Source organism: Microvirga sp. GCM10011540 (assembly GCF_042650665.1).
Taxonomy (GTDB): Bacteria; Pseudomonadota; Alphaproteobacteria; order Rhizobiales; family Beijerinckiaceae; genus Microvirga; species Microvirga lenta.
Map to the genome: position 1 here is coordinate 70376 of NZ_JBHSBQ010000025.1, position 23371 is coordinate 93746.

Genomic DNA, 23371 nt, shown 5'->3' on the forward strand with positions numbered 1-23371 from the left:
GATGACGGGCATGATGGACGGAATGGGCTGGATGATGGCGGGGATGGGGGTGGCTTGGCTCCTGACCGTCATCGTCCTCGGGCTCGCAGCGGCGGCGCTGCTCAAGTATCTCCGCGGCAGGTCATGACATGGGCAAGGTGCTGGCCTGGGGGCTCTCCTGATGATCGCCGGTGCCGCGGCCGCCTTTGGGTGGCTCGGTCACGAACGATCCCAGGAGCAAGGCAGCGCGGCCCAGCTTGCGCTCGGTGCCAGGCTCTATGCCGAGCGCTGCGCCTCGTGCCACGGTGCAAGGCTCGAAGGCCAGTCCAACTGGCAGGAGTCCCTGTCGAACGGCCGCATGCCAGCACCACCACATGATGCCACCGGGCACACATGGCATCACAGCGATGAGGAGCTGTTCACGATCACGAAACACGGTTTGGCAGCGCTCGTGCCAGGGTACGAAAGCGACATGCCGGCGTTCGACGGCTCACTGTCGGACGAGGAGATCCGTGTCATCCTAGCGTTCATCAAAAGCACCTGGCCGAAGGCCGAACGCGAATACCAGCGGACCCGCAGCAGGTCCGGACGATGACACGTGTGCAGTTTGTCGCACGGCGGATCCGGAAGGGGCCCACCGAGGCTGTTGACCTTGCCACGGTGGGAACCCTTAACACCTTCGGGCATCAAGGAAAGCCGAGGATTCGCATGCTCCCGCGCCCCGCCACCCGCCGTCGGAAACCGGTCCGCCTATGGTTGAGCTCGGCCTTGTCGAATCCAAACTTTCGTGACACATATCCAATGACGACCAACAGGAGCTTCCCTCCCTTGCGGCTGATGGGCACCATCATTGTTGCGCTGCTTGCGATCACCATGGCGATCTTTCCGATCTCCGGGCCGCAGGCGGGCGCACAGGCCGCACATCGGCATGCGGCAGTGGCTGAAGCCATCCACGAGCATGCCGCTGCCGTGGGGGGGCACGAGCACGCCGCAGTAACGGCGTCTTGCGACGTCTCCGCTCAGACCGTTGCAGCCGAGAGCCATCCTGACACCCAGGATTGCGCCGGTCTGATCTGCTGCAGCATGGGGGCATGCCATGCCTTCCAGGCCAGTGCTCCGCCAAGCTTGTACTCCCCGGCTGTGTCCGAGGCTTCCAAGGTCCTCACCCGCGACGAGCAGGTCGAGGAAATCACCGTCGGCGGCCTCGACAGGCCTCCAAGAACCGTCTGAGCCAGGCGCGGGCGATTTGACGCCCGCACGAATAGTCGCATCCAGCCATGAGAGCTGGCTGCGGCTGCCCTGAAGCTCAAAACGGCGTCCTCCCAGTCGCGATCAGAACGTCAGGCCTGCTTTGGGCGACGGCCTCGTGTCCGTCACCAGCCAAGTCTTCATTCCGTCTGCACTGTCGAGGTCCGTCCGGAGACGGCCCCAATGATAAAGCCAGTAACACTCGCCGCCCTTGGACTCGGCCTGGGCGCCTGCGTGCCCACGACCCATCCCACCCACCTGATCGCCCCCTCCAGTCTTACCGCCGACATCCGTGACCCGGGCTACTCCACCGTGACCGCAGGCATCCGGAACTACGACGTCGTCGAGCCTCTGGACTGGCTGGAAATGAACCGGCGTGTCGCACCCGGGGCCAACCCGGAGCGTGGCGACTCGGACGACGCCGCCCGGCGCGGACGGTGACCAATGAGCGGCAAAGACAGCGCCAACTGCCAGGGGGCAGCGTGGCCACCCACGCGCAGGAAAGACCACACAATGAATGAACAAAAGTGTACGACAACATCGATGCCGCGGCTGAAGTTGCTCGGGGGCGTTGCCCTCTCGTTGTTCCTGGGAGGCTGTGTTTCGTTCTCACCGGACGGAGGCCTTTCGGTCGCACGGAACGTCGCATACGCGGAACTCAACAAGGACGTGACCAAGATCACGAACGAGGCGGAGGCTCTTGCGGCCCAGGCGCGGGTTGAAGCGCTTCTCAAGCGCCCGCTCTCCCCTGACGCGGCCGTCCAGATCGCCCTGCTGAAGAACAGGGGCCTCCAGGCATCCTTCAACGAGCTTGGGGTATCCGAGGCGACCTATGTCCAGGCCAGCCTGCCACCATCACCGACCGTGTCCCTGGGCCGGAGCGCGCTCCTGGGGGGCGGGGCCTTCGAGGTCGAGCGGCAGCTCATGATCGGTCTGTTTGAGCTCGCGACCCTGCCGCAGCGCGCGGCCGTCGCGCAGCAGGAGTTCCGGGCCGCCCAGTTCCGCACCGCCGAGGCCGTGCTGAGCCTTGGGGCCGAGGCCCGCCGGCAGTACTATCGGGCCATTGCCGCGAACCAGCAGGTGGTCTTCCTGCAGCAGGCCCTCGCCACGGCCGAGACCGCCTCGCAACTGGCCAAACAATTGGGCGAGACCGGCGCCCTCAACAAGCTGGAGCAGGCGCGCGAGCACGCGTTCTACCAGGAACTCGGAGCCCAGCTCGCGCAGGCCCGCATTGACCAGAAGGTCGAGCGTGAGCGCCTGATCCGCCAGCTCGGCCTGTGGGGGCGCGACATCAACTTCACCTTGCCCTCGAACCTGCCGCCGCTGCCGTCGCGGCTTGCGAGCCAGAAGGACGTCGAGAGCGAGGCCCTGGCCCGGCGCGTCGACCTGCAGGCGCTTCGCAACGACCTCAATGCCGTCGCGGGGCAGTACAGCCTCGACGTGATCCAGAGTGTCGTCAGCGATATCGAGCTGGTCGAAGGGTCAAGCTTCGGCAAGTCGACGACGATCAACGAGGACGGCGAGGTCGAGATCGAGAAGGAGAAGAGCCGGACCCGTGGCATCGAGGCCTCTTTCACGATCCCGATCTTCGACTTTGGCGAGTCGACCCGCCGGGGCGCGCAGGAAGCCTACATGGCGGCTGCGAACCGTCTGGCGGAGCTCGCGGTCAACGTGCGCTCGCAGGCCCGCGAGGCCTACGTGGTCTACCGCGGCAAGTACGACCTCGCCCGCCACTACCAGGGCCGGGTTCTGCCGCTCCAGAAGCGGATCCAGGACGAGGCCCTGCTTCAGTACAGCGGCATGCTCGTCGACGTGAGCCAGCTCATCATCGACGCCCGCACCCGCATCCTCAGCAACGTCGACGCCATCAACGCCCGCCGCGACTTCTGGATCGCCGCGACCGACCTCAAGGCCGCCCTCGTCGGCGGTCTGGGCAGCGGCGGCGAAAGCGGAGGCGAGACCACCACGGCCGCGGCCGGCGGGGAAGCCGCCGCCGCGGGACACTGAAATCGAGAGGAGTTACCCAATGACCGTATCGCGAAGAGGTTTTCTCGGCGCCGGGGGATTGGCCCTCGCCGGAGCCAGCATGATCAGCGGGCGCACGCAGGCGGCCAGCCTGCCCGAGGCGCCCACCATGACCGAAGCCACCATGCAGCCGCCGCTCTACCCGAAGAGCGGGCCGGACTACCAGCCCGTCGTCACCCTGAACGGCTGGTCCCTGCCGTGGCGGCAGAACGGCGACTGGAAGGAATTCCATCTCGTCGCCGAACCCGTCGTGCGCGAAATGGCGCCCGGCATGAAGGCGCACCTGTGGGGCTACAACGGCCAGTCGCCGGGGCCGACCATCGAGGCGGTGCAGGGCGACAAGGTGCGCATCTTCGTCAGCAACAAGCTGCCGGAGAACACGGCGGTGCACTGGCACGGCCAGCTCCTGCCCAACGGCATGGACGGCGTCGGCGGCCTGACCCAGCCGCACATCCCGCCCGGCAAGACGTTCGTGTACGAGTTCATCTGCCAGAAGTCCGGCACCTTCATGTACCACCCGCACTCGGACGAGATGGTGCAGATGGCGATGGGCATGATGGGCTTCTTCGTCGTGCACCCGCGCGATCCGGCCGAGCGCCGCGTTGACCGTGACTTCGTGTTCCTGCTCAATGCCTTCGACATCGAGGCCGGCTCGTACGTGCCCCGCGTCAATGAGATGACGGACTTCAATCTCTGGTGCTGGAACACGCGCGTATTCCCCGGCATCGACCCCCTCGTGGTGCGCCAGGGCGACAAGGTCCGCATCCGGTTCGGCAACCTGACCATGACCAACCATCCGATCCACATGCACGGCTACGACTTCAAGGTCACCGGCACGGACGGCGGCTGGGTGCCGGAAGGCGCGGCGTGGCCCGAGGTGTCGGTCGACGTGGCAGTGGGCCAAATGCGCGCCTTCGAGTTCGTGGCCGACGCGCCCGGCGACTGGGCGATCCACTGCCACAAGTCGCACCACACCATGAACGCCATGGGCCATGACAACCGGACCTACATCGGCGTGAACATGAACCAGACGGCGCCGGCTCTGAAGCGGATCGCGCCGGGTTACATGCCGATGGGCGGCACCGGCATGGGCGAGATGGGATCGATGGAGATGCCGCTGCCCGAGAACACGCTGCCGATGATGACGGGCTATGCCCAGTTCGGTCCCGTCGAGATGGGCGGCATGTTCTCAGTTGTGAAGGTGCGGCCGGGGCTCGACCACAACGACTACAAGGATCCGGGTTGGTACAAGCACCCGGAGGGAACGGTCGCCTACGAATGGACCGGCGAGAAGCTCGCCGAGCCCACGCGTGCGACCTCGCCCGACAGCGGTGTCAAGGCGACGGAGTTCCGCGCCATTGACCCGCGCAAGCGCCCGGTTCGCGCAGCCAACGCCACAGGCCACAACAATCACTGATCCAGACCAGAGCCATTGCACAAGGAGCACACAATGACGGTTCGTCTTTCCACCCTCGCAGGCGCCCTCGGGGCGCTTGCCCTCTCGACCTCGCTGGCGCTGGCCGGCCCCGGTGAGGCCGGCCACAGCCACAAGTCGTTCGCGGCCGGCGAGCCGGGCGACGCGAAGAAGCCTGTCGCCCGCACCATCGAGGTCACCATGAAGGAAACCGAGGACGCGAAGATGCTGTTCGAGCCCAGCCAGGTCGAGATCAAGCGCGGCGAGCAGGTGAAGTTCGTGCTCAAGAACGCTGGCCAAGTCGACCATGAGTTCATGCTCGACAGCGTCCAGAACAACGCCAAGCACAAGGTCGCGATGGAGCAGAACCCCGATATGGAGCACGATGATCCGAACGGGCGGCGTCTCGCGCCGAAGGGCTCCTCCGAGATTGTCTGGCGCTTCACCAAGGCCGGCACCTTCGAGTTCGCCTGCTTGATCCCCGGCCACTACGAGTCCGGCATGAAGGGCACCGTCGTCGTCAAGTGACGGCGCGGTCTATCACCACAATCCAACATCGGAGTTTGACATGAAGCGTACCGCCATCAGCTTGATTGCCGCACTCACCCTGACGGGTGCCGCCCTCGCCCAGGGCCTGCCGACGGTCTCCGGCACCGTCGAGAAGGTCGACACGGGTGCTGGCAAGATCACCATCGACCACGGCGCGATCCCGAACCTCAACATGGATGCCATGACGATGGTGTTCCGCGCGCAGGACCCGGCCCTGCTCAAGGACGTGAAGGCTGGCGACAAGATCCAGTTCACCGCCGACCGCGTGAACGGCCAGATCTCCGTCACCTCGATCAAGAAGGGCAAGTAAGGCCCCAACCGCCCCGCATCGGTGCCCGAGACCCATCGGTGCGGGGCGGTCATCCTGTTTCAGAAAGAGACCGCCATGAAACGTCTGACCGTCACCCTCACTGCCATTGGAGCCATCCTGGCTATCGTCACCATCGGCCCGGACCAGATTGCACAGGCACAGCCCGCCAAGGGAGCGCCGGCGGCCTACGAGCGCGTGCGCGAGGTCATGGATGACCGGTTCAAGGACATGAAGCTCGCCGGCGATCCCGATAAGGATTTCGCGGCCATTCTCCTTGCGCACCACGAGGACGTGATCTTCCTCGCCCGCACGCAATTGGAGCACGGCGCGGACGAGCAACTCCGCCAGATGGCGCAGAAGATCCTCGATGAACACCAGAAGCAGATTTCCGAGCTGAAGGAGTGGCAGGTCCGCAACCGTTCCGCGGACTACCGTGCCAAGGCAGACCAGCCCCCGCATGGGTCCGGGCCGCTCGATCAGAAGGGGACGCCGGCCCCGCAGGTCCAGGCGGCTGCCCCGGCTCAAGCCGCTGCCCAGCCTGCCGCGACGAACCTCCCCACCGTGTCCGGCACGGTCGAAAAAGTCGACGTGGGCGCCGGCAAGATCACGCTCGACCACGGCGCGATCCCGAACCTCAACATGGACGCCATGACCATGGTGTTCCGGGTTCAGGACCCTGCGCTCCTCCAGGGGGTGAAGGCCGGTGACAAGGTGAAGTTCCAGGCTGACCGCGTGAATGGCCAGATCTCTGTGGTGAAGATCGACACCGGCAGGGGGCAACCGGCTCCGGCGCGGGCTGCCGCCCAGCCAGCCGCAGCCGCGAACCTGCCCACCGTTTCCGGGACGGTCGAGAAGGTGGACACCGCCCAGGGCAAGATCACGCTCGATCATGGACCTATCCCCAACCTCAACATGGATGCGATGACGATGGTGTTCCGCGCCCAGGACCCCTCGGTCCTGAAGGGCGTGAAGGCTGGGGACAGGGTCCAATTCCAGGCAGACCGCGTGAACGGGCAGATCTCCGTCGTGACCATCCGCAAGGGGCGGTGATGATCAAGAACTTCGTCCGGACCCCAACCCCGGACGGAGCCTCGCCGGCCGCCGCGTTTTCGGAACCGCCGCGGCGGCCGGCGAGATTTTTCAGAACAACAACAAGGATACTTTGATGTTTTCGATGAAACGGTTCGTCGCCGTTGGGGCCATCGCAGCCACGCTTACAGCCTATTTCGTTCTGCAGCCCTGCTCCGCCAAGGCTGATGACGAGGGCGGCATCCTCGGCGACATAGCCATCTCACAGGTCGCCGCCACACCTGCACGGGCTGGCGAGACAACGGTGGTGACCTTCTCCGTCGAGAACGCAGGAAGCGAGCGGATCCTCATCACAGGGTTGCGCATGCCCGGCGGCGAGCCGGCGCGGATCATGGGATCCCTGGGGCAAGGACAAGGCGTGGAACTCGGTACGTTGCCCGTCAGGGCAGATGCCACCGAACATCTGGATGGCAAAAAGCTTTGGATCGAAGTGGGCCCCTTGGCGCGGGATCTGGAACCGGATAGCACCATCCCGGCCCGCCTTGTCCTCGGCACCTATGAAAGCCCGCTGGCGCTCCATGTCGGCCCAATCGCCACCGGCTCGACACGGACCACCGCCGCAGGCGCGGCGAACGTCGCCGACCGGCCTTCGGCGGCAGCACTCCGCGGCACCGGATGCTGAAGCTCGCCATCCGCTCGGATCCGCACCCGCGCGGCGACCGACCGGCAACAGAGGCCAACAAGGCTGGCTCTGGCGGAGCGCGACCGGATGAACTGCCGGAGTACCTGGAGACCGATTTCGACCGGCGCGCGCTGGTGCCCCGGCTCCTGGTCCTGGCGATCCTCGGAGCGGCCGCCGTGCTCGAATACGGCCACGGACACCGGGAGGGCCATTGGATCGTCCTGGTGGTGTATGGACTGACAACCTTCATCCTGGCGCTGTCATCGGGCCTCGCCGCCCGGCATGCCTGGCTGCCCTGGGCGGCAACGGTGACGGACGCCGGGCTGGCCGTCTATGTCATCGCCGACCACCTGCCCCGCGACGCGCACGACCTGTTCCTCGCGACCGATGCGGTCAGCCTGTTTCCGGCCTTTCTTCTTCTCATCCAGACCGGGCTGCGGCTGCGCCGCGATCTCGTGGCAGCCTTCGCCGCCATCGTCGCGACGGGCTGGCTCGCTGCGTTCGCGCTGCTTGTCGACACCGAGGCGTTGTCCCCGGGCGGAGATCCGAGCCCGTTGGGATCCCGCCAGGCGCTGGCCTTCATCTCGTTCGCCGCGGCAGCGGGCTTCGTCCTCTATGCGGTCCACCGGACGCGGCTGGCGTGGTCCACGATCCTGCGCGCCGAATGGGACCGGATGCTGCTGTCCCGCTTCCTGCCGGAAGGCGTCGCCGCGGAGGTCGTCAGGGGCGACGAGGCCACCGAGATCGCCGAGCGCCATGCCTGCCTGCTGCTGGTGGACATCCGGGGCTTCTCCGGACTGACCCGAAGCCGGCCGCGCGGGCAGGTCATCAGCGACCTCCTGGCCTTCCGGCGTTTCGTGCACGAGGCCGTCTCGCGCCACGACGGCATCGTGGACAAATACCTCGGTGACGGCGTGCTGGCCGTCTTCCTTCACGGCACCCCGGAGCAGCAGGCCGTCCACGCCTTCGAGGCGGCGTGCGAGATCCTGCGCCCCCTCGGCACCTGGGACAGCCACGCGGCGGCGCCGGCCGGGGTCCACGTCATCACCACGCTCCACTGCGGGTCCGTGCTTGCCGGCGTGTTCGATGACGGCCGGCGCGCCGAGTTCACCGTGCTGGGACCGGCGATGAACGCCTTGCCGCGCATCGAGCGGCGGTCCAAGGAGGCCGATCTCGGCGTGGTCATGTCGAAGCGGTTCCTGCGTTTGTTGCCGCCATCCCTTCGCGCCTGGGTCGACGCCCGGCCCGTGCCGCGGCGGCTTGGCGACGAGCAGCTCCCGGATATCCTCTCGGTCCGCTTCCTGGCTCCTGAGGACCCCGCCGCGAAGGGGGGCGTCCGGTGAACCATGTCCTGGAGTACGGCGGCCTGTTCTTGGCGGCGTTCCTGTCCGCCACGGTCCTGCCGTTCCAGTCCGAGGTCGTGCTGTTCGGCCTCTTGGTGTCCGAACACTACCAGTGGTGGCTTCTCATCCTGGTGGCAACCGTCGGGAACACCCTTGGCTCGGCCGCCAACTGGCTGCTGGGGCGGCTTCTCGCCCAGTTCGAGGGACGTCCTTGGTTCCCGGTGAAGCGGGAGACGATCAAGCGCGCCGAGGACTGGTACCACCGCTATGGCCGCTGGTCGCTGCTGCTGAGCTGGCTGCCGTTCATCGGCGACCCGCTCACCATCGTCGCCGGCGTGCTGCGCGAGCCGTTCCCGGTCTTCCTCGCCATCGTGGCGGTGGCCAAGGCGGCCCGGTACTTCGCGGTGGCCGCGCTGACTTTCGGATGGTTCTGACATGGTGGAGCCCGTCGGACCAACCCGGCCGGGCGCCTGCCGTCTTCAGCCCGTTCTCGGCGGCCTCCGGCGTGCGGCCGTCCTGATCAGATGAGTGCACGCCTTCCACGTAAAAGGAGATGTCCATGCGTTTGTTTGCTGTCGCGGTCGCCCTGGTCCTCGCCGGCTCCAGCCACGCCCAGGCTCAAGATGCCGCGGCCGGCGAGAAGGTGTTCGCGCAGTGCCGGGCCTGCCACCAGATCGGGGAGACCGCGAAGAACGCCGTCGGTCCGGTGCTCAATGGCCTCTTCGGCCGCAAGGCCGGTTCGGTGGAGGGCTACAACTACTCCGCCGCCAACAAGAACTCGGGCCTGACCTGGGATGAGGCCACCTTCCGGGACTATATCAAGGATCCGCGGGCCAAGGTGCCGGGCACCAAGATGGTCTATGCCGGTCTGAAGGACGAGCAGCGCATCACCGATCTCGTCGCTTATCTGAAGCAGTTTGACCTGAGTGGGAAGAAGGCTGCCCAGTGATCCCAGGGCTGCAGATCCAACGCCGACGGTGCCGCCCGCCCGGCCTTTCCCCGCCCGGGCGGGCGGCACCGTCGGCATGTCACCTCTCCCGTATAACAGGTCCGGTTGCCGCGTACCGGGCCTGTGGCGCCGGAAGCGCGACCGGGCCCAGGATGTACGGCTGGTACCCTGGCGCATACGGCCGCCAAAGGGACTGCAGGCACCCGGAGGAAGCGGAGGGCGAGGGAGGCGTCTACACATCGGCGGCCTGGGTCCGCCATGGATCGCCCGCGCGAGCCCGCCTGCGCGCCGTTGGACCAACGAAAGCCCCGTTTGATCGAGATCAATGCAAACGGACCGAACAAAGCCAATTGTCGCAGGACTTGCTGCGACTCAGCGGATGCCCCCGTGCGAACAAGGTTGAAGAGCGTCCTGTCTGGCTGGGGCCCCATGTCCGGGCACCGGGCACCGGGCTCTCGTGCTCGCGTTCCTCGTTGGCGTCCTCGGTCTCATCGGCGGGCTCGGAGCCGCGCAGGCGCACATGCCGGGCGCCGCGGCGGCCCCGATCCACGGCGGCGTGCCGGTGCCTCAGGCCAATGCCGCCCCCCACGTGGCGGCGGCCCATGCGCCCCCCGCGGCCGTCCGCCCAAGCCATGCACCCGACCCCCATGGCCTCGACCTTTGCACGTCCGGATGCTGCTGCGGCATGATGTGTTCCGCAGCCCTGCCCGAGCCGGAGCCGACCTCGCCGCTCGCGCACCTCCTGCACGGGTGTTGGGCCGCAGCACGGGATCTCCCTCCCAACGCCGTGCCCGATCCCGGCATGCTGCGCCCTCCGAAAGCCTGACCCCATCCGCGAGGCGGCGGCCCCGAGGCGCGCTGCCGACGTCACCTGATGGTCATCATTTCCGGAGGCAAGCCATGCACGACGTGCAGCGCCGCAACAAGCAGGTCGCCATGCCTGCGCAAGCATTCCATGGGCCTGGCCCCACCGCATCGTTGGCCGGCGCGGGCGCGCCGCGGCCCGCGGACAGGGACCAGGCCGAGCTAACCGCAGGCGGGAGCCATTCCCCCGGCGAACTGACGCACCTCACAGCCGATTACGCGCTGTACGTCCGGGACGTGGTCGAGCGCAGCATCCTGTTCTGGGACACGCTCCGGCAGCGGGCCGACAACATGCTGGCCCACGAACGGGCTGGAAAGCCGCCCCTCCTCGACTTCGACTACGAGGTCGTCCTCGATGCCCGCCGCCTTGAGCGCGCGACGAACTACATGCTCCTGCGGATCACCCGTGTCGGCGGTGACTGCCTCGACGACTGCCTGGAAGCGGGCAAGCCTCCGGTCGTCGTGCTCGACCCCCGCGCCGGCCATGGGCCCGGCATTGGCGGCTTCAAGCGTGACTCGGAGGTGGGCCTCGCGCTGCGGGTCGGCCACCCGGTGTATTTCGTGGCCTTCGGTCCGGAGCCTGTCGCGGGCCAGACGCTGCCGGACGTCCTGCATACGCTTCGGCATTTCGTCGAGGAGGTCGCCCGCCGGCACGCGGGACAGCCGCCCATCCTGTATGGGAACTGCCAAGCCGGATGGGCAATCACGATCCTGGCGGCAGACTGCGCCGGCCTTGCGGGCCCGGCGGTGCTCAACGGCTCGCCCCTGTCCTACTGGGCCGGGGAGTCCGGCATCAATCCGATGCGGATTGCCGGTGGCTTCGTTGGCGGCACCTGGCTTGTCCATCTGCTGGCCGACCTTGGCCAAGGGCGCTTCGACGGGGCATGGCTCGTCCAGAACTTCGAAAACCTCAAGCCGGAAGCCGTCTGGGAGAAATACGCCAACCTCTTCGCGAACATCGAGACGGAGCGTGAGCGGTTTCTGGAATTCGAGCGCTGGTGGAACGGCTTCTACTTCCTGGACCGGGAGGAGATCGTCGCCATCGTCGAAAACCTGTTCATCGGCAACCGCCTCGAACAAGGGCTGGTGCAGGTCTGCGACGGCTGCCATGTCGATCTGCGGCGGATCCGGAACCCGCTGGTGATCTTCGCGTCCTACGGTGACAACATCACCCCGCCCCACCAGGCCCTGGGGTGGATCCCGGCGGTGTATGCCACGACCGACGACCTCAAGCGGGCTGGCCAGAGGATCGTGTATCTCACCAACCCGCACATCGGGCACCTCGGGATTTTCGTATCGGCCAAGGTGGCCGGCGTGGAGCACCGCGCGATCCTGGCGAACCTGCCGCGGATCGGGGAACTGGAGCCCGGCCTTTACGAGATGAGGATCGGATCGCCCACAGCCGGCACCGAACAACAGGGCTCCGGCGAGGTTACCATTGAGGAGCGGCGCGTCGAGGATCTCAGCTTCGGGTATCCCCGCCGCTCGTTCGAGCGCGTTCGGGAAACCTCAGAGGCAAACGAGGCTGCCTACCGGAGCTTTGTGAGCCCTTGGATCCGGGCCGCCGTCACGCCGTGGTCCGCGGCCATGGCCGAGGCGCTGCATCCCATGCGGGTGAGCCGGATGATGTTTTCGGAGACTGTCAGCCCATGGATGCAGGGCATGCGCATGCTGGCGGCGATGCAACAGGAACATACGGTGCTTCCGCCGGAGAACCCATTCAAGGCGGCAGAAACGGCCTGGTTCGGCGATGTGACCCGCATGGTCGAGGCCGGCCGGAGGATCCGGGACGCCTGGGCGGAGCGCCTGTTCGAGACAGCCTTCGGGGGAGAGGTTTTGTGTCCGGCACCTGAAAACAGGCACCTGGACCGCGACGCTTGACCTTCCAATCGCGGGAAGCCCTAGGCTTCCTGTTCCGCATCTAACCAGAGAACCGCCATGACCCACAGCCCAACCACCAAAGAGCACGGTCACGAGGGCCATTCCCACCATCATGACCATGGCGCTCACACCGGACACCACCATCACCACCATGAACCCGCGGCGGATGCTGGGAAGGTGAAGGACCCGGTCTGCGGGATGATGGTCGACCCACACACCACGCCGCACCGGGCCCAGTACGAGCGCAAGCCGTATTACTTCTGCTCCTCCGGCTGCCAATCGAAGTTCATGGCCGAGCCCGCGAAATACGTCGAGGAGGCAACAGCCCGGAAAGCCGAGGCTGTGCCCGAAGGGACGATCTACACCTGCCCGATGCATCCCCAGATCCGCCAGGCTGGCCCTGGCTCCTGCCCGATCTGCGGCATGGCGCTCGAACCTGTCCTGGCGACGGCGGAGACGGGCCCCAGCCACGAACTCGCCGACATGACGCGCCGGTTCTGGATCGGCCTTGTCCTGTCCCTGCCTGTGGTCGCTCTGGAGATGGGCGGCCACCTGACCGGCCTGGGCCATTACATCAGCCCGCAGACCTCGAACTGGGTCCAGATGCTCCTGGCCACCCCGGTCGTATTATGGGCCGGCTGGCCGTTCTTCGTACGAGGCTGGCAATCGGTCGTCACGCGCAACCTGAACATGTTCACCCTGATCGCCATGGGCACGGGGGTGGCCTGGGTCTACAGCATGGTGGCGACGCTGGCGCCGGACATCTTCCCGGCCGCCTTCCGCGGCCAGGACGGCGCGGTGGCAGTCTACTTCGAGGCGGCGTCCGTCATCACGGTGCTCGTTCTCCTCGGGCAGGTCCTGGAACTGCGAGCCCGCGAGACCACGAGCGGCGCCATCCGCGCCTTGCTCGATCTCGCCCCGAAGACGGCCCGCAAGATCCTCCCTGACGGCACGGAGCAGGAGGTCCAGCTCGACACCGTACAGGCTGGCGACCGTGTGCGGGTGCGCCCGGGCGAGAAGGTCCCCGTGGACGGCGCCGTCCTGGAGGGGCGCAGCGCAGTGGACGAGTCGATGGTGACGGGCGAGTCGATGCCGGTGACCAAGGAGGTCGGCGCCAAGGTGATCGGCGGTACCATGAACCAATCCGGCGGCCTCGTCATCGAGGCGCAGAAGGTCGGGCGCGACACCATGTTGTCCCAGATCGTGCAGCTTGTGGCGGAGGCCCAGCGCAGCCGCGCCCCGATCCAGCGCCTGGCGGACCAGGTCTCGGGCTACTTCGTGCCGGCCGTGATCGGAGTGGCGGTGTTGGCCTTCATCGCCTGGGCGATCTGGGGACCCGAGCCGCAGTTCTCCTATGGCCTCGTGGCCGCCGTGGCGGTGCTGATCATCGCCTGCCCCTGCGCGCTCGGTCTCGCGACGCCTATGTCGATCATGGTCGGCGTCGGTCGCGGCGCCGGGGCCGGCGTGCTGATCAAGAACGCCGAGGCCCTGGAGCATATGGAGAAGGTCGATACGCTCGTGGTCGACAAGACCGGCACGCTCACCGAGGGCAAGCCGGCCGTGACGGCCATCGTGCCGGCCCCGGGCTTCGCCGAGGCCGAGGTCCTGCGCTTGGCCGCCAGCGTGGAGCGGGCCAGTGAGCACCCGCTTGCCCTGGCCATCGTCGCCGCCGCCGAGAAGCAGGGCATCGCGACCGCGTCTGTGACGGACTTTGACTCCCCCACCGGTAAGGGCGCGCTCGGCACGGTCGACGGCCGACGCATCGTGCTTGGCAACAGGGCGTTCCTGGCCGAGCACGGCGTCGATGTGGCGGCCTTGGCGGAGCAGGCGGACAGGCTGCGAGAGGATGGCGCGACGGCCATCTTCGCCGGCATCGACGGGACGGTGGCGGGCGCCATCGCCATCGCCGATCCGGTGAAGGCCTCGACGCCCGAGGCGCTGGCCGGCCTGAAGGCGGAGGGCGTGCGGGTGGTGATGCTCACCGGCGACAACTGGACGACGGCGAAGGCCGTTGCGCGCCGGCTCGGGATTGACGACGTGGAAGCGGAGGTCCTGCCGGATCAGAAGAGCGCCGTAGTGGATAAGTTCAAGCGGGCCGGCCGGGTCGTCGCCATGGCGGGCGACGGCGTGAACGACGCGCCAGCGCTGGCGGCGGCGGACGTGGGCATCGCCATGGGCACCGGCACCGACGTGGCGATGGAGAGTGCGGGCGTGACCCTGCTCAAGGGCGACCTGACCGGCATCGTGCGGGCGCGGCGGCTCTCGCGGGCGACCATGCGGAACATCCGCCAGAACCTGTTCTTCGCCTTCGTCTACAACGCCCTCGGCGTGCCGGTGGCAGCCGGCGTGCTCTACCCGGTCTTTGGCATCCTGCTCTCGCCGATCATCGCCGCGGCCGCGATGGCGCTGTCGTCGGTGAGCGTGATCAGCAATGCAGTCCGGCTGCGGGCGGTCCGGCTCTGATGGCGGTACCGGGCGGGTCGGCTCAGGATCGGCCCGGTTCGCGTCGGACTTTGCCCTGGCGCAATGTGCGGTCCGCTCGGCATGCTAGGCTCGTCAGCATGACCTGGATCCGGAATAAATCTTGGCTTGTGTTGACGGCCATGCTCCTGCTGGCGGCCACCACGATTTCTCTTGTCGACATCCAAGCGGCCGCATCGGATCCATTGCTTCCGACGCACGCCGCCCACCCGTCCTCAATCCACCTCGGCCATGCCGGCTCCGGCCTGGCCGCTGGTGCCCGCCATGACATCGCATCCGGTGGCGCTCAGGCTGCCGGCATGATCGGCGGCCTGCCTTGCAACGCAGCCTGCCCGGTCGGCTCCTCGGGCTGCGTTCCGGCGCCATTGACCGATCCTGCCGACAGCCTTCTCCAAAGGGACGCCAGGACGGTTTGCATCGGGCACAGGGATGACCTGATGCTGTCGGGCCGTGATCCTGACGCGCAGCTCAAGCCACCCAAATCCATCGTGTGAGATTTCCGAGACCCCCGTCTCGGGCGCATCGCCGACGATGCCACCGCGCAGCTGGACATAGGGGCCGCTTCAGACCGGGTCTGACGGGAAAACCGCTTAGGCCACCCCACCAAATTTCAGAAAGACAATGCGATGTTCGCACGCACAACCCAGACCACACTCGCTCTCATGGTCTCGCTTGGCGCCACCGGCGCCCAGGCCGACACGATCTTCGTCGCCAACGAGAACGGGCAGAGCGTCTCCATCATCGATACAGAGACCTCCAAGACCGTCACGGTCCCGATCCCGATCTCGCCGCATAACGTCGACATCACCCCGGATGGCCGGTTGCTGCTGGCAACCGGCATGCCGGCGGGCGGGTCTGGCGGTCACGCTGGCCATGGCCAATCGGGCGGTGGCCAGCTCGTTCTCATGGATGTGTCCGGCAGCGCGCCAGCCGCGCCGGATGTCGTGACGGTTGGAGGGCATCCGGCGCACGTGGTCCCCGACGCCCAAGGGCGTTTCGCCTACCTGAGCGACGCCGAAACCAGCTCGGTGGTGGTGGTGGACCTTGCCGCCCGCAAGGTCGCCCAGCGCGTCGCCGTGCAGAACTATCCGCACGGCCTGCGCCTGTCGCCGGATGGCAACCTGCTCGCTGTTGCAAACATGAAGAGCGACACGGCCTCGCTCGTGGACCCGCGCAATCCGGGTAACATTGAGCATGTCGCCGTCGGCCAGCGCCCGGTCCAAGTCGCCTTCGATCCGAGCGGCCGTACCCTCGTGGTTTCCCTCAACGGTGAGGACAAAATCGCGATTGACGACGTGGCCACCCGCAAGGTGCTGCGGAAAGCCAATGTCGGGCGCGGGCCGGTGCAGGTTTTCGTTACACCGGACGGCAAGACCGCCCTCGTCGCGAACCAAGGCTCGGCGGCGAAGCCAGACGACCGGGTGTCGGTGGTTGCACTGGAGACCGGCCAACTGGCGAAGAATGTGACGGTCGGCAAAGGGGCTCACGGCGTCGTCATCGATCCCGCCGGCCGCACCGCCTACGTCACCAACACCTATGCGAACACCATCTCCGCGATTGATCTCGACAGCCTCTCGGCGGGGAAGGCCTATCCGACCGGAAAGGGACCGAACGGCGTCGCAGCCCGCTAGACCTCATCGCCGCGACAGGTGGCGAATCGGGCAGGCGGGCGTCGAGGCTTGCCCGGCGCCACCGGACGCGATCCTGGCATTGAGCGAGATCAAGGCAGCCTTTGCGCCCGAAGCTTAAGATCAACATCGTCCGGATCGGGAGATCTTCCATGAGCACCACACCATCGGTTTCGCCAGTGCCGCCCAAGACGTGGAGGACACGCCTAGTCGGCACTCCCTTGGGCTGGGTCGTCACGCTCGCGTTGGCTGCGCTCGGCGTCTATCTTTTCGCGACACACATGGGCCACATCCTGTCCGCCTTGCCCTACCTGCTGCTGCTGGCGTGTCCGCTGATGCACCTGTTCATGCATGGAGGCCATGGCCACCATCATGGAAGGCGCGAGTGACCGTCGCCAGGCCCGGCCGCCTGCTGTTGGCCGAGTTCACCTCGGGCTCGGGGTGCTGGCAGCCGACCGGACTCGGCCGGTTTCGTATTCCGCTCCTGCTGGTTGGTGCCGTGGCCCATCCCTGAGGCATGTGCGACATGGACCGCCTGGATCGCCGGGCCGACACCCCGGATGCCTGGTGGGAGCCCGTGGCCTACTGGTCCTGCTGGGGGCTCATCGCGATCCTGACGGCTGCTGTCATGACGCGCTTGGCAGGCGTAATCTGAGCCGGCCTGCCAAGGCGTGATCTGCCGAGCGAACCGGCCCCACGTTTGCGCCCATCAGCATCACGGCTGGGAAGGGGGTGGCAGCGGAGGTTCAGGGGGACCTGAGCCTTGGCCGTACTTTGCTACCGGGTGACCGTCCTCGGCTCGGGCCGTTCTATGTGTCGAGCGGGATGTTGCCTTCAGGCCTGGGTTGCCCAGATAAGAGGGAAGCGGAGGCTGGATCCGACCCAGCCCCCGTCCGACCCAGGAAACGCTTAGCGCTTCTTTGGCGTCTTGATAGTCTCGACGACATGGGTCTTAGGTTTTGCCTTGGCTTCCTTCACCGTAGTGAACTGGCCGTTCCCAGCGTCTCGACCGATCTTGCGTGTGTTCGACATTCGAATTCACCTCCTTTCCCGAGCATGAGCCCGCCTCTAAAGGCTTTGTGCTTGGGTCGGATGTGAGCGGATCACGCGATGGGGAAGCTAGCCTGAGCCAATCTGGTTTGCATAGGCCCCTCGCGCCCAAGCCTTTGCGCCGCAGCAACCTTGGCTCTGCTGACGGCCGAGCAGATCTGGCACTGCAACGAGGTGCGGGGCTATGGCAGCCCCGGGCGCCCCAGGCGACGCCGATCACACCCACAGGGCGCGTTCGCCGGAATCAGGCCGTCACTTGGCGGCGGAGAACTGGATCCGCGCTCCTGCAGCACGGGGCTTACGAGCCCGTGCACCAGTGGCCTGCCCGTCCTGATCCGTTTCGCCAGCGCCCGGCGTGGCCAAGTCATCGAGGATCGGGCAGTCGGGACGCGCGTCGCCATGGCAGTGGCTTGCGAGATGGCGCAAGGTGCGCGTCATGGCCTGAAGTTCCGAGATCTTGGTCTCCAACTCGTGCACATGCCGCATGGCGAAGTCCTTCACGTCGGCGCTGGCGCGGCCCTTGTCGCGCCACAGAGCAAGAAGCTCGCCGGTCGCCTCGACCGAGAAGCCCAGGTTCCGTGCCCGCTTGATGAAGCGCAGGTCGTGGACATCGCGCTCGTCGTAGTCCCGGTAGCCGTTCTCCCGCCGCGCCGCCTTGGCGAGCAGCCCGATGGACTCGTAGTACCGGATCATCTTGGCCGAGACCCCCGAGGCCTCGGCGGCCTTTCCGATGTTCATGGTCACCTCCTCCTTATTCTGCCGGCGCCAGACGGTCCGGCTCCATCCGCGATGTCGTCTCGCCCGCCGTAAGCGGCGGCACGAAGCGGCGCAGGCGCAGGGCGTTCGTGAGCACGCTGACGCTGGAGAACGCCATCGCCAGGCCGGCAAAGATCGGCGACATCAGGATCCCGAAAACCGGATAGAGCGCGCCCGCCGCAACCGGGATGAGCACCACGTTGTAGCCGAACGCCCAGAACAGGTTCTGCTGGATGTTGCGGATCGTCGTCTTCGAGAGGGCGATGGCGTTGGGCACGTTGCGCAGGTCGCCCGACATCAGGACCACGTCGGCCGCCTCAATGGCGATGTCCGTCCCCGTGCCGATGGCCAAGCCCACGTCGGCCTGCGCCAAAGCAGGCGCGTCGTTGATGCCGTCGCCCACGAAGGCGACCCTGACCGATGCGCCGGCCTGGAGGCGCTTCACCACCTCGGCCTTGTCCGTCGGCAGGACCTCCGCGACGACGTCGTCGATCCCGAGCCGCCGGGCGATGGCTTCGGCGGTGCGCCGGTTGTCACCGGTGATCATCACAACCTTCAGGCCCAGCCCGTGCAGGGCCTTGATGGCGGCGGGCGTGGTCTCCTTGACCGGATCCGCGACGGCGATCACGGCGGCCAGTTGCCCGTCCGTCGCGGCGTAGAGCGGTGTCTTGCCCTCGTCGGCAAGGCGTGCAGCAACGTCCGCGAATGGGGCGACATCCAGGCCAAGCTGGCGCATCAGGCGGTCGGCCCCGACCTCGACGCGGCGTCCCTCGACCTCGGCCCTCACGCCGAACCCAGGCTCCGCCTCGAACGATGCCGGCTCGGGCAGATCGAGCCCACGCCGGCGCGCCTCGGCCACGATGGCCTCCGCGACGGGATGCTCGGAACGGGTCTCGACGGCGGCGACCAGCCGCAGCACATCAGCTTCGGCGAAGCCGGATGCAACCTGGATGTCGGTCAGCTCGGGGCGCCCCTTGGTGAGGGTGCCGGTCTTGTCGAGAGCGATGACGACGGCGTCCTTGAGGGCCTGGAGCGCCTCGCCGCGGCGGAACAGGACGCCCATCTCGGCGGCCTTGCCGGTTCCGACCATGATCGAGGTCGGGGTGGCGAGGCCCATGGCGCAGGGGCAGGCGATGATCAGGACCGCCACCGCATTGATGAGGGCGTAGGTGAGCGCGGGCGACGGGCCAAAGACCAACCATGCCACGAAGGTCAGCGCGGCGGCGGCGATCACGGCGGGTACGAACCAGGTCGTGACCTGGTCGACGAGCTCCTGGATCGGTAGCTTCGAGCCCTGGGCCTCCTCGACCGTGCGGACAATCTGGGCCAGCAGGGTGTCGGCGCCGACCTTGGTGGCGCGGAAGCGGAAGGCGCCGGTCTTGTTGATCGTCCCGCCGACCACGCCGGACCCCATGCCCTTCTGGGCCGGGACCGGCTCGCCGGTGATCATCGACTCGTCGACGTAGGAGGCGCCCTCGACCACCTCGCCGTCGACAGGAACCTTCTCGCCAGGGCGGACGGCAACGATATCGCCGGGTCGGACCGCGTCAATGCCAACCTCAACCTCCTGCCCATCGCGAACAACGCGGGCTGTCTTGGCCTGCAGGGTCATGAGGCGGCGGATCGCTTCGCTGGTGCGCCCCTTGGCCCGAGCCTCGAAGTAGCGACCCAGAAGGATGAGGGTGACGATCACCGCGCCGGCCTCGAAATAGGTGTAGTCGGTGCCCTCGGGCAGGATGCCGGGCGCGAAGGTCGAAACCACGGAATAGCCGTAGGCGGCGGTGGTGCCGAGCATCACCAGCGAGTTCATGTCCGGCGCGCCGCGCAGCAGTGCTGGCCAGCCTTTGGAGTAGAAGCGCAGGCCCGGGCCGAATTGAACGATGCTTGCGAGGGCGAAGGATGCGATCCGGACGTTGTCCATGCCGAACCGCGCCGCCAGGAAGTGGTGGATATCCTCGAAGAAGTGCGCGCCCATCTCGAACACCAGCAGCGGCACCGTAAGGATTGCGGCCAGCATCACCGACCAGCGCAGGGACGTGAGCTCGGCCGCGCGCGCCGCGCGCTCGCGGTCGGTCTGCTCCGTGCCGCTGCGCACCGGCTCGGCCTCGTAGCCGGTGCGTTCGATGGCGGCGATGAGAGCCGCAGCCATCCCCGCGCCGCCCAGGGTCCGGATGGACGCGCGCTCGGTCGCGAGGTTCACCGATGCTTCAAGCACACCGGGGACAGCCTTGAGCGCCTTCTCGACCCGCCCGACACACGAAGCGCAGGTCATGCCGGCGACCTTCAGGTCCACGGTTTCCTCAACGGGCTCGTAGCCAACCTGGCGGATGGCTTCGGCTACGGGAACCACGTTCGTCACGCCCGATTTCAGGGTGACATGAGCCCGCTCGGTTGCCAGGTTGACGTTGGCAGCCTCGACGCCGTCAACGGCGCGGATCGCCTTTTCGACCCGTCCCACGCACGAGGCGCAGGTCATGCCCTGAACGGGAATGTCAATCGTCGTCTCCGGTGTGGAACGTGGCTTCGCTTGGGTTGGGTTCGCCACTGTGGCCTCCTGTGAGAACTGCTTTGCACCTGGTCTAGACCTTGCCACCGTAGGAAGGTCAACAGGTGGTCTTCGCACGCTCAAGCCAGGAGGGAATGACCCGCACCCGGAGGCGGCACCGACACAAGGCTGTGACCGCCTGACCCGGGCGCGTTGGTCAGACAGTGGCAACCGACCAGCCCCGAGAGGCAAACGGCGAACCCGCGTGTCCGTTCATTCACCGTCGCGGGCGCACGAAGCCCGTCCCGGCATCGCGCCTTGATGCTCCGGCTACTTCTTATCGGTCGGCCTAGGCTGGCCGGCGACACGAGCTGGCAAGGCGCTCAGGACTGCGAAGCCCTGATGCTGCTGGGGCGCCGGACCATGCGCGGCGACTCGGCCAGGTCTAGGGCGGTACCCGGCGCCTGCGCAAACGGCCTCGGCGGGATGTGCCCGCCTGGGGCCGGAGCCCCACGCGCCAGTGTTCGGTTGAAGACCTCTGCCTTGAGAGCGGCTACAGGCTTGTGAGCGCGACTGGCATGACCACCCTGCTTGAACCATCCGCCATGCCCATGTCTGCCAAGGTGGTCGAACGCAGCGCCCGTGCGGCGGGCATCCGCCTCAGGATCGAGTGCGACGGCTGGGGCGGCAAGCTGACGGCAAATGGGGTCGCGGAGATCACCGCTGGCGCTAAGACCGGGCGGCACTGGCGGGATGTGCCGTCTCAGCGGCTCCGTCCCAGGCTGGCCATGAGACGGGCTATCTCAACGGTCAGGCGGCGGCGCTCGTCCTCCGAAATCCCGCCGGACATGCTCGCCTCGACGCAGGCCTTGATGTGGTCCTGCAGCATGTCCGTCTGCACCCGCCGCAGTGCGGCTACGGTCGCATTGATCTGGTCCACCACGTCGCCGCAGTAGCGTTCGTCCTGGATCATCTGCTGCAGGCCCCGCACCTGGCCCTCAATGCGGCGCAGGCGGAGAAGCTGTCGGCTGTGATCGACTGCAATGCCTCCGTGTCGTTCCTTCGATCCTGACATCGTACGCAAGCACCTCCTGGGGCACTAACGCCTGAGACGCCGATCTGGGCGGAACCATACCCCCCACCCGTATGTTAGTCTCGCACCTGCCCGCGTCAGCTCGTTGTCTGAATGCCCGCAGGCCCCTGGGGCCTCCCGCGAGCAGGGGGTCCGGCCGCGCCCCACCGCCACGAGGGGTTCATTCCTTCAAAGGAGACAGTCATGCACGCACAACAGATCATCAGCACGCATCCGGAGGTGAAGGGCAGCACCAACGACGCCCTGATCCGCTGCATCGAGGAGTGCTATTCCTGTGCCCAGGTCTGCACGTCCTGCGCGGACGCCTGCCTTGCGGAGGACATGGTGCAGCAGCTCAGGCAGTGCATCCGGCTGAACCTCGACTGTGCCGACGTGTGCGCGGGCACCGGCTCCGTGGCCACCCGCCGGACGGGGTCGAACGAGGAGGTGATCCGACGCATGCTGGAGGCCTGCGAGACCGCTTGCCGCCTTTGTGCCGAGGAGTGCGACCGCCACGCGGGCCACCATGAGCACTGCCGCATCTGCGCCGAGTCCTGCCGTCGTTGCGAGCAGGCCTGCCAGGAAGCTCTCAGCAGCATGGCCCAGTAACACCCGCTTGGCAGCCGCAATACAACACGGGCTCCGCAGCTGCCGCAGCGGAGCCCCATGCTACCCGAACCCAGGAGTGACTTCATGTTCTTCCGTCAGCGCCAGTTGGCCTACCATGCAAAGCCGGAGCGGCCCGACCCGATCTTCGCGAAGCAACTTCAGGAAGTGCTTGGCGGGCAGTGGGGTGAGATGAGCGTGATGATGACCTACCTGTTCCAGGGCTGGAACTGCCGCGGTCCGCAGAAGTACAAGGACATGATCATGGACATCGGCACCGAGGAGATCGGCCATGTCGAGATGCTCGCCACCATGATCGCCCGGCTGCTCGAAACCTCGCCGGTGGAGCAACAGGAGGACATGGCGAAGAACTCCGTGATTGGAGCCGTCATGGGCGGAGCCCGGGTCGAGGATGCCATCGTGGCCGGCATGAACCCGCAGCATCTTATCGTTTCCGGCCTTGGTTCCCGCCCGACGGACAGCGCAGGCAACCTCTGGAATGCTGGTTTCACCATCGCGAGCGGCAACCTGCTCGCGGACTTCCGCTTCAACGTGACGGCCGAGAGCCAAGGCCGCCTTCAGGTTAGCCGTCTCTACAACATGACGAACGATACGGCCGTGAAGGACATGCTCTCGTTCCTCATCGCCCGCGATACGATGCACCAGAACCAGTGGCTCGCCGCGATCAAGGAGCTGGAAGAGGATGGGCTGGAGACGACGCCCGTTCCGTCCAACTTCCCGCAGAACTTGGAGAAGAGCGAGGTGGCCTACCAGTTCCTCAATCACTCGGAAGGCACGGAGAGCCAGCAGGGCCGCTGGGCCAATGGCCCGTCGCCGGATGGAAAGGGCACATTCGCCTACGTGGATCGCCCGCCGGCCTACACGGAGGACGAGGGCCAGCTCAACCCGGTGGACCCACGCACCTACGGCACACCCCCCACGCCGGTGCCCCCATCGGCCGCCGAGTGAGGCCTTGAGCAGCCGTCGGCGGTGGTTTGGAACCGGCGCCGCCGACCCTGT

Annotated in this window: 26 protein-coding genes; 22 read left to right on the forward strand and 4 right to left on the reverse strand. The window is 66.9% G+C overall.

From position 1 onward, the window contains the following. The first annotated feature begins 1 nt into the window (after nucleotide 1). The 20 genes from ACFOYU_RS10055 (at nucleotide 2) to ACFOYU_RS10150 (ending at nucleotide 17037) form a co-directional block, all read left to right on the forward strand. Nucleotides 2–127: a hypothetical protein gene (locus tag ACFOYU_RS10055; RefSeq protein ID WP_377033395.1), complete on the forward strand. Its 126-nt coding sequence runs from the start codon at nucleotides 2–4 to the stop codon at nucleotides 125–127. 33 nt (nucleotides 128–160) lie between these two features. Beyond that, entirely contained in the window at nucleotides 161–574 is a 414-nt protein-coding gene (locus tag ACFOYU_RS10060) for a c-type cytochrome (RefSeq protein ID WP_377033396.1), read from the forward strand. A gap of 233 nt (nucleotides 575–807) precedes the next feature. Beyond that, entirely contained in the window at nucleotides 808–1209 is a 402-nt protein-coding gene (locus ACFOYU_RS10065; protein WP_377033397.1) for a hypothetical protein, read from the forward strand. A gap of 201 nt (nucleotides 1210–1410) precedes the next feature. Next, a complete protein-coding gene (locus ACFOYU_RS10070; RefSeq protein ID WP_377033398.1) occupies nucleotides 1411–1668 on the forward strand; it encodes a hypothetical protein in 258 nt (85 codons plus the stop codon). 228 nt (nucleotides 1669–1896) lie between these two features. Then, a complete protein-coding gene (locus tag ACFOYU_RS10075) occupies nucleotides 1897–3234 on the forward strand; it encodes a TolC family protein (RefSeq protein ID WP_377033399.1) in 1338 nt (445 codons plus the stop codon). A 19-nt stretch (nucleotides 3235–3253) separates the two neighbouring features. Then, nucleotides 3254–4669, forward strand: a complete 1416-nt coding sequence (locus ACFOYU_RS10080) for a multicopper oxidase family protein (RefSeq protein WP_377033400.1) — start codon at nucleotides 3254–3256, stop codon at nucleotides 4667–4669. 33 nt (nucleotides 4670–4702) lie between these two features. After that, nucleotides 4703–5194, forward strand: a complete 492-nt coding sequence (locus ACFOYU_RS10085) for a plastocyanin/azurin family copper-binding protein (protein ID WP_377033401.1) — start codon at nucleotides 4703–4705, stop codon at nucleotides 5192–5194. Nucleotides 5195–5234: 40 nt separating this feature from the next. Continuing rightward, nucleotides 5235–5525, forward strand: coding sequence for a copper-binding protein (locus tag ACFOYU_RS10090; RefSeq protein ID WP_377033402.1), 291 nt, complete (start codon nucleotides 5235–5237; stop codon nucleotides 5523–5525). A 75-nt stretch (nucleotides 5526–5600) separates the two neighbouring features. Further along, on the forward strand, nucleotides 5601–6575 hold the full coding sequence (locus ACFOYU_RS10095) for a copper-binding protein (protein WP_377033403.1): 975 nt from the start codon (nucleotides 5601–5603) through the stop codon (nucleotides 6573–6575). Between the two features lie 115 nt (nucleotides 6576–6690). Beyond that, nucleotides 6691–7236, forward strand: a complete 546-nt coding sequence (locus ACFOYU_RS10100; protein WP_377033404.1) for a hypothetical protein — start codon at nucleotides 6691–6693, stop codon at nucleotides 7234–7236. Beyond that, nucleotides 7230–8579, forward strand: coding sequence for an adenylate/guanylate cyclase domain-containing protein (locus ACFOYU_RS10105; protein ID WP_377033405.1), 1350 nt, complete (start codon nucleotides 7230–7232; stop codon nucleotides 8577–8579). Before ACFOYU_RS10100 ends, ACFOYU_RS10105 begins: the two co-directional genes overlap by 7 nt. Continuing rightward, nucleotides 8576–9013 carry a YqaA family protein gene (locus ACFOYU_RS10110; RefSeq protein ID WP_377033406.1) on the forward strand — a complete coding sequence of 146 codons (438 nt, stop codon included), beginning with the start codon at nucleotides 8576–8578 and terminating at the stop codon, nucleotides 9011–9013. The genes ACFOYU_RS10105 and ACFOYU_RS10110 overlap by 4 nt, the downstream gene beginning before the upstream one ends. 119 nt (nucleotides 9014–9132) lie before the next feature. Then, nucleotides 9133–9528: a c-type cytochrome gene (locus tag ACFOYU_RS10115; protein ID WP_377033407.1), complete on the forward strand. Its 396-nt coding sequence runs from the start codon at nucleotides 9133–9135 to the stop codon at nucleotides 9526–9528. Between the two features lie 457 nt (nucleotides 9529–9985). Continuing rightward, nucleotides 9986–10354, forward strand: a complete 369-nt coding sequence (locus ACFOYU_RS10120; protein ID WP_377033408.1) for a hypothetical protein — start codon at nucleotides 9986–9988, stop codon at nucleotides 10352–10354. Nucleotides 10355–10428: 74 nt separating this feature from the next. Beyond that, a complete protein-coding gene (locus ACFOYU_RS10125) occupies nucleotides 10429–12273 on the forward strand; it encodes a DUF3141 domain-containing protein (RefSeq protein WP_377033409.1) in 1845 nt (614 codons plus the stop codon). 57 nt (nucleotides 12274–12330) lie between these two features. Then, a complete protein-coding gene (locus ACFOYU_RS10130) occupies nucleotides 12331–14736 on the forward strand; it encodes a heavy metal translocating P-type ATPase (RefSeq protein ID WP_377033410.1) in 2406 nt (801 codons plus the stop codon). 98 nt (nucleotides 14737–14834) lie between these two features. Beyond that, nucleotides 14835–15248, forward strand: coding sequence for a hypothetical protein (locus ACFOYU_RS10135; protein WP_377033411.1), 414 nt, complete (start codon nucleotides 14835–14837; stop codon nucleotides 15246–15248). Nucleotides 15249–15380: 132 nt separating this feature from the next. Next, nucleotides 15381–16385, forward strand: coding sequence for a beta-propeller fold lactonase family protein (locus tag ACFOYU_RS10140; protein ID WP_377033412.1), 1005 nt, complete (start codon nucleotides 15381–15383; stop codon nucleotides 16383–16385). Nucleotides 16386–16534: 149 nt separating this feature from the next. Next, the gene (locus ACFOYU_RS10145; RefSeq protein WP_377033413.1) at nucleotides 16535–16771 is read left to right on the forward strand and encodes a DUF2933 domain-containing protein; all 237 of its coding nucleotides are present in this window, start codon (nucleotides 16535–16537) and stop codon (nucleotides 16769–16771) included. A 137-nt stretch (nucleotides 16772–16908) separates the two neighbouring features. Then, nucleotides 16909–17037, forward strand: coding sequence for a hypothetical protein (locus ACFOYU_RS10150; protein WP_377033414.1), 129 nt, complete (start codon nucleotides 16909–16911; stop codon nucleotides 17035–17037). Nucleotides 17038–17291: 254 nt separating this feature from the next. Here the strand turns inward: ACFOYU_RS10150 and ACFOYU_RS10155 are convergent, their stop codons facing one another. From ACFOYU_RS10155 to ACFOYU_RS10170, 4 genes are all read right to left on the reverse strand, one after another. Further along, nucleotides 17292–17414: a hypothetical protein gene (locus ACFOYU_RS10155; RefSeq protein WP_281401746.1), complete on the reverse strand. Its 123-nt coding sequence runs from the start codon at nucleotides 17412–17414 to the stop codon at nucleotides 17292–17294. A gap of 270 nt (nucleotides 17415–17684) precedes the next feature. Then, nucleotides 17685–18170 carry a Cu(I)-responsive transcriptional regulator gene (gene cueR / locus ACFOYU_RS10160; protein WP_377033415.1) on the reverse strand — a complete coding sequence of 162 codons (486 nt, stop codon included), beginning with the start codon at nucleotides 18168–18170 and terminating at the stop codon, nucleotides 17685–17687. Between the two features lie 13 nt (nucleotides 18171–18183). Further along, nucleotides 18184–20664: a heavy metal translocating P-type ATPase gene (locus tag ACFOYU_RS10165; protein ID WP_377033489.1), complete on the reverse strand. Its 2481-nt coding sequence runs from the start codon at nucleotides 20662–20664 to the stop codon at nucleotides 18184–18186. Nucleotides 20665–21436: 772 nt separating this feature from the next. Continuing rightward, nucleotides 21437–21748 (reverse strand): metal-sensitive transcriptional regulator, encoded by a 312-nt coding sequence (locus tag ACFOYU_RS10170; protein WP_377033416.1) that lies wholly within the window; start codon nucleotides 21746–21748, stop codon nucleotides 21437–21439. A gap of 201 nt (nucleotides 21749–21949) precedes the next feature. Here ACFOYU_RS10170 and ACFOYU_RS10175 point away from each other — a divergent pair, with 201 nt between their 5' ends. After that, on the forward strand, nucleotides 21950–22354 hold the full coding sequence (locus tag ACFOYU_RS10175) for a four-helix bundle copper-binding protein (protein ID WP_377033417.1): 405 nt from the start codon (nucleotides 21950–21952) through the stop codon (nucleotides 22352–22354). An 84-nt stretch (nucleotides 22355–22438) separates the two neighbouring features. After that, on the forward strand, nucleotides 22439–23320 hold the full coding sequence (locus ACFOYU_RS10180; RefSeq protein WP_377033418.1) for a manganese catalase family protein: 882 nt from the start codon (nucleotides 22439–22441) through the stop codon (nucleotides 23318–23320). The last annotated feature ends 51 nt before the right edge of the window (nucleotides 23321–23371 follow it).

Bases quoted from the DNA above. Each gene is read 5' to 3' on its own strand.
- ACFOYU_RS10055 (WP_377033395.1), top strand. From the start codon at position 2: ATGACGGGCATGATGGACGGAATGGGCTGGATGATGGCGGGGATGGGG.
- ACFOYU_RS10060 (WP_377033396.1), top strand. From the start codon at position 161: ATGATCGCCGGTGCCGCGGCCGCCTTTGGGTGGCTCGGTCACGAACGA.
- ACFOYU_RS10070 (WP_377033398.1), top strand. From the start codon at position 1,411: ATGATAAAGCCAGTAACACTCGCCGCCCTTGGACTCGGCCTGGGCGCC.
- ACFOYU_RS10080 (WP_377033400.1), top strand. From the start codon at position 3,254: ATGACCGTATCGCGAAGAGGTTTTCTCGGCGCCGGGGGATTGGCCCTC.
- ACFOYU_RS10085 (WP_377033401.1), top strand. From the start codon at position 4,703: ATGACGGTTCGTCTTTCCACCCTCGCAGGCGCCCTCGGGGCGCTTGCC.
- ACFOYU_RS10090 (WP_377033402.1), top strand. From the start codon at position 5,235: ATGAAGCGTACCGCCATCAGCTTGATTGCCGCACTCACCCTGACGGGT.
- ACFOYU_RS10095 (WP_377033403.1), top strand. From the start codon at position 5,601: ATGAAACGTCTGACCGTCACCCTCACTGCCATTGGAGCCATCCTGGCT.
- ACFOYU_RS10100 (WP_377033404.1), top strand. From the start codon at position 6,691: ATGTTTTCGATGAAACGGTTCGTCGCCGTTGGGGCCATCGCAGCCACG.
- ACFOYU_RS10105 (WP_377033405.1), top strand. From the start codon at position 7,230: ATGCTGAAGCTCGCCATCCGCTCGGATCCGCACCCGCGCGGCGACCGA.
- ACFOYU_RS10115 (WP_377033407.1), top strand. From the start codon at position 9,133: ATGTCCATGCGTTTGTTTGCTGTCGCGGTCGCCCTGGTCCTCGCCGGC.
- ACFOYU_RS10125 (WP_377033409.1), top strand. From the start codon at position 10,429: ATGCACGACGTGCAGCGCCGCAACAAGCAGGTCGCCATGCCTGCGCAA.
- ACFOYU_RS10130 (WP_377033410.1), top strand. From the start codon at position 12,331: ATGACCCACAGCCCAACCACCAAAGAGCACGGTCACGAGGGCCATTCC.
- ACFOYU_RS10135 (WP_377033411.1), top strand. From the start codon at position 14,835: ATGACCTGGATCCGGAATAAATCTTGGCTTGTGTTGACGGCCATGCTC.
- ACFOYU_RS10140 (WP_377033412.1), top strand. From the start codon at position 15,381: ATGTTCGCACGCACAACCCAGACCACACTCGCTCTCATGGTCTCGCTT.
- ACFOYU_RS10145 (WP_377033413.1), top strand. From the start codon at position 16,535: ATGAGCACCACACCATCGGTTTCGCCAGTGCCGCCCAAGACGTGGAGG.
- ACFOYU_RS10150 (WP_377033414.1), top strand. From the start codon at position 16,909: ATGGACCGCCTGGATCGCCGGGCCGACACCCCGGATGCCTGGTGGGAG.
- ACFOYU_RS10155 (WP_281401746.1), bottom strand. From the start codon at position 17,414: ATGTCGAACACACGCAAGATCGGTCGAGACGCTGGGAACGGCCAGTTC.
- cueR (WP_377033415.1), bottom strand. From the start codon at position 18,170: ATGAACATCGGAAAGGCCGCCGAGGCCTCGGGGGTCTCGGCCAAGATG.
- ACFOYU_RS10165 (WP_377033489.1), bottom strand. From the start codon at position 20,664: ATGACCTGCGCCTCGTGCGTGGGACGGGTCGAAAAGGCGATCCGCGCC.
- ACFOYU_RS10170 (WP_377033416.1), bottom strand. From the start codon at position 21,748: ATGTCAGGATCGAAGGAACGACACGGAGGCATTGCAGTCGATCACAGC.
- ACFOYU_RS10175 (WP_377033417.1), top strand. From the start codon at position 21,950: ATGCACGCACAACAGATCATCAGCACGCATCCGGAGGTGAAGGGCAGC.
- ACFOYU_RS10180 (WP_377033418.1), top strand. From the start codon at position 22,439: ATGTTCTTCCGTCAGCGCCAGTTGGCCTACCATGCAAAGCCGGAGCGG.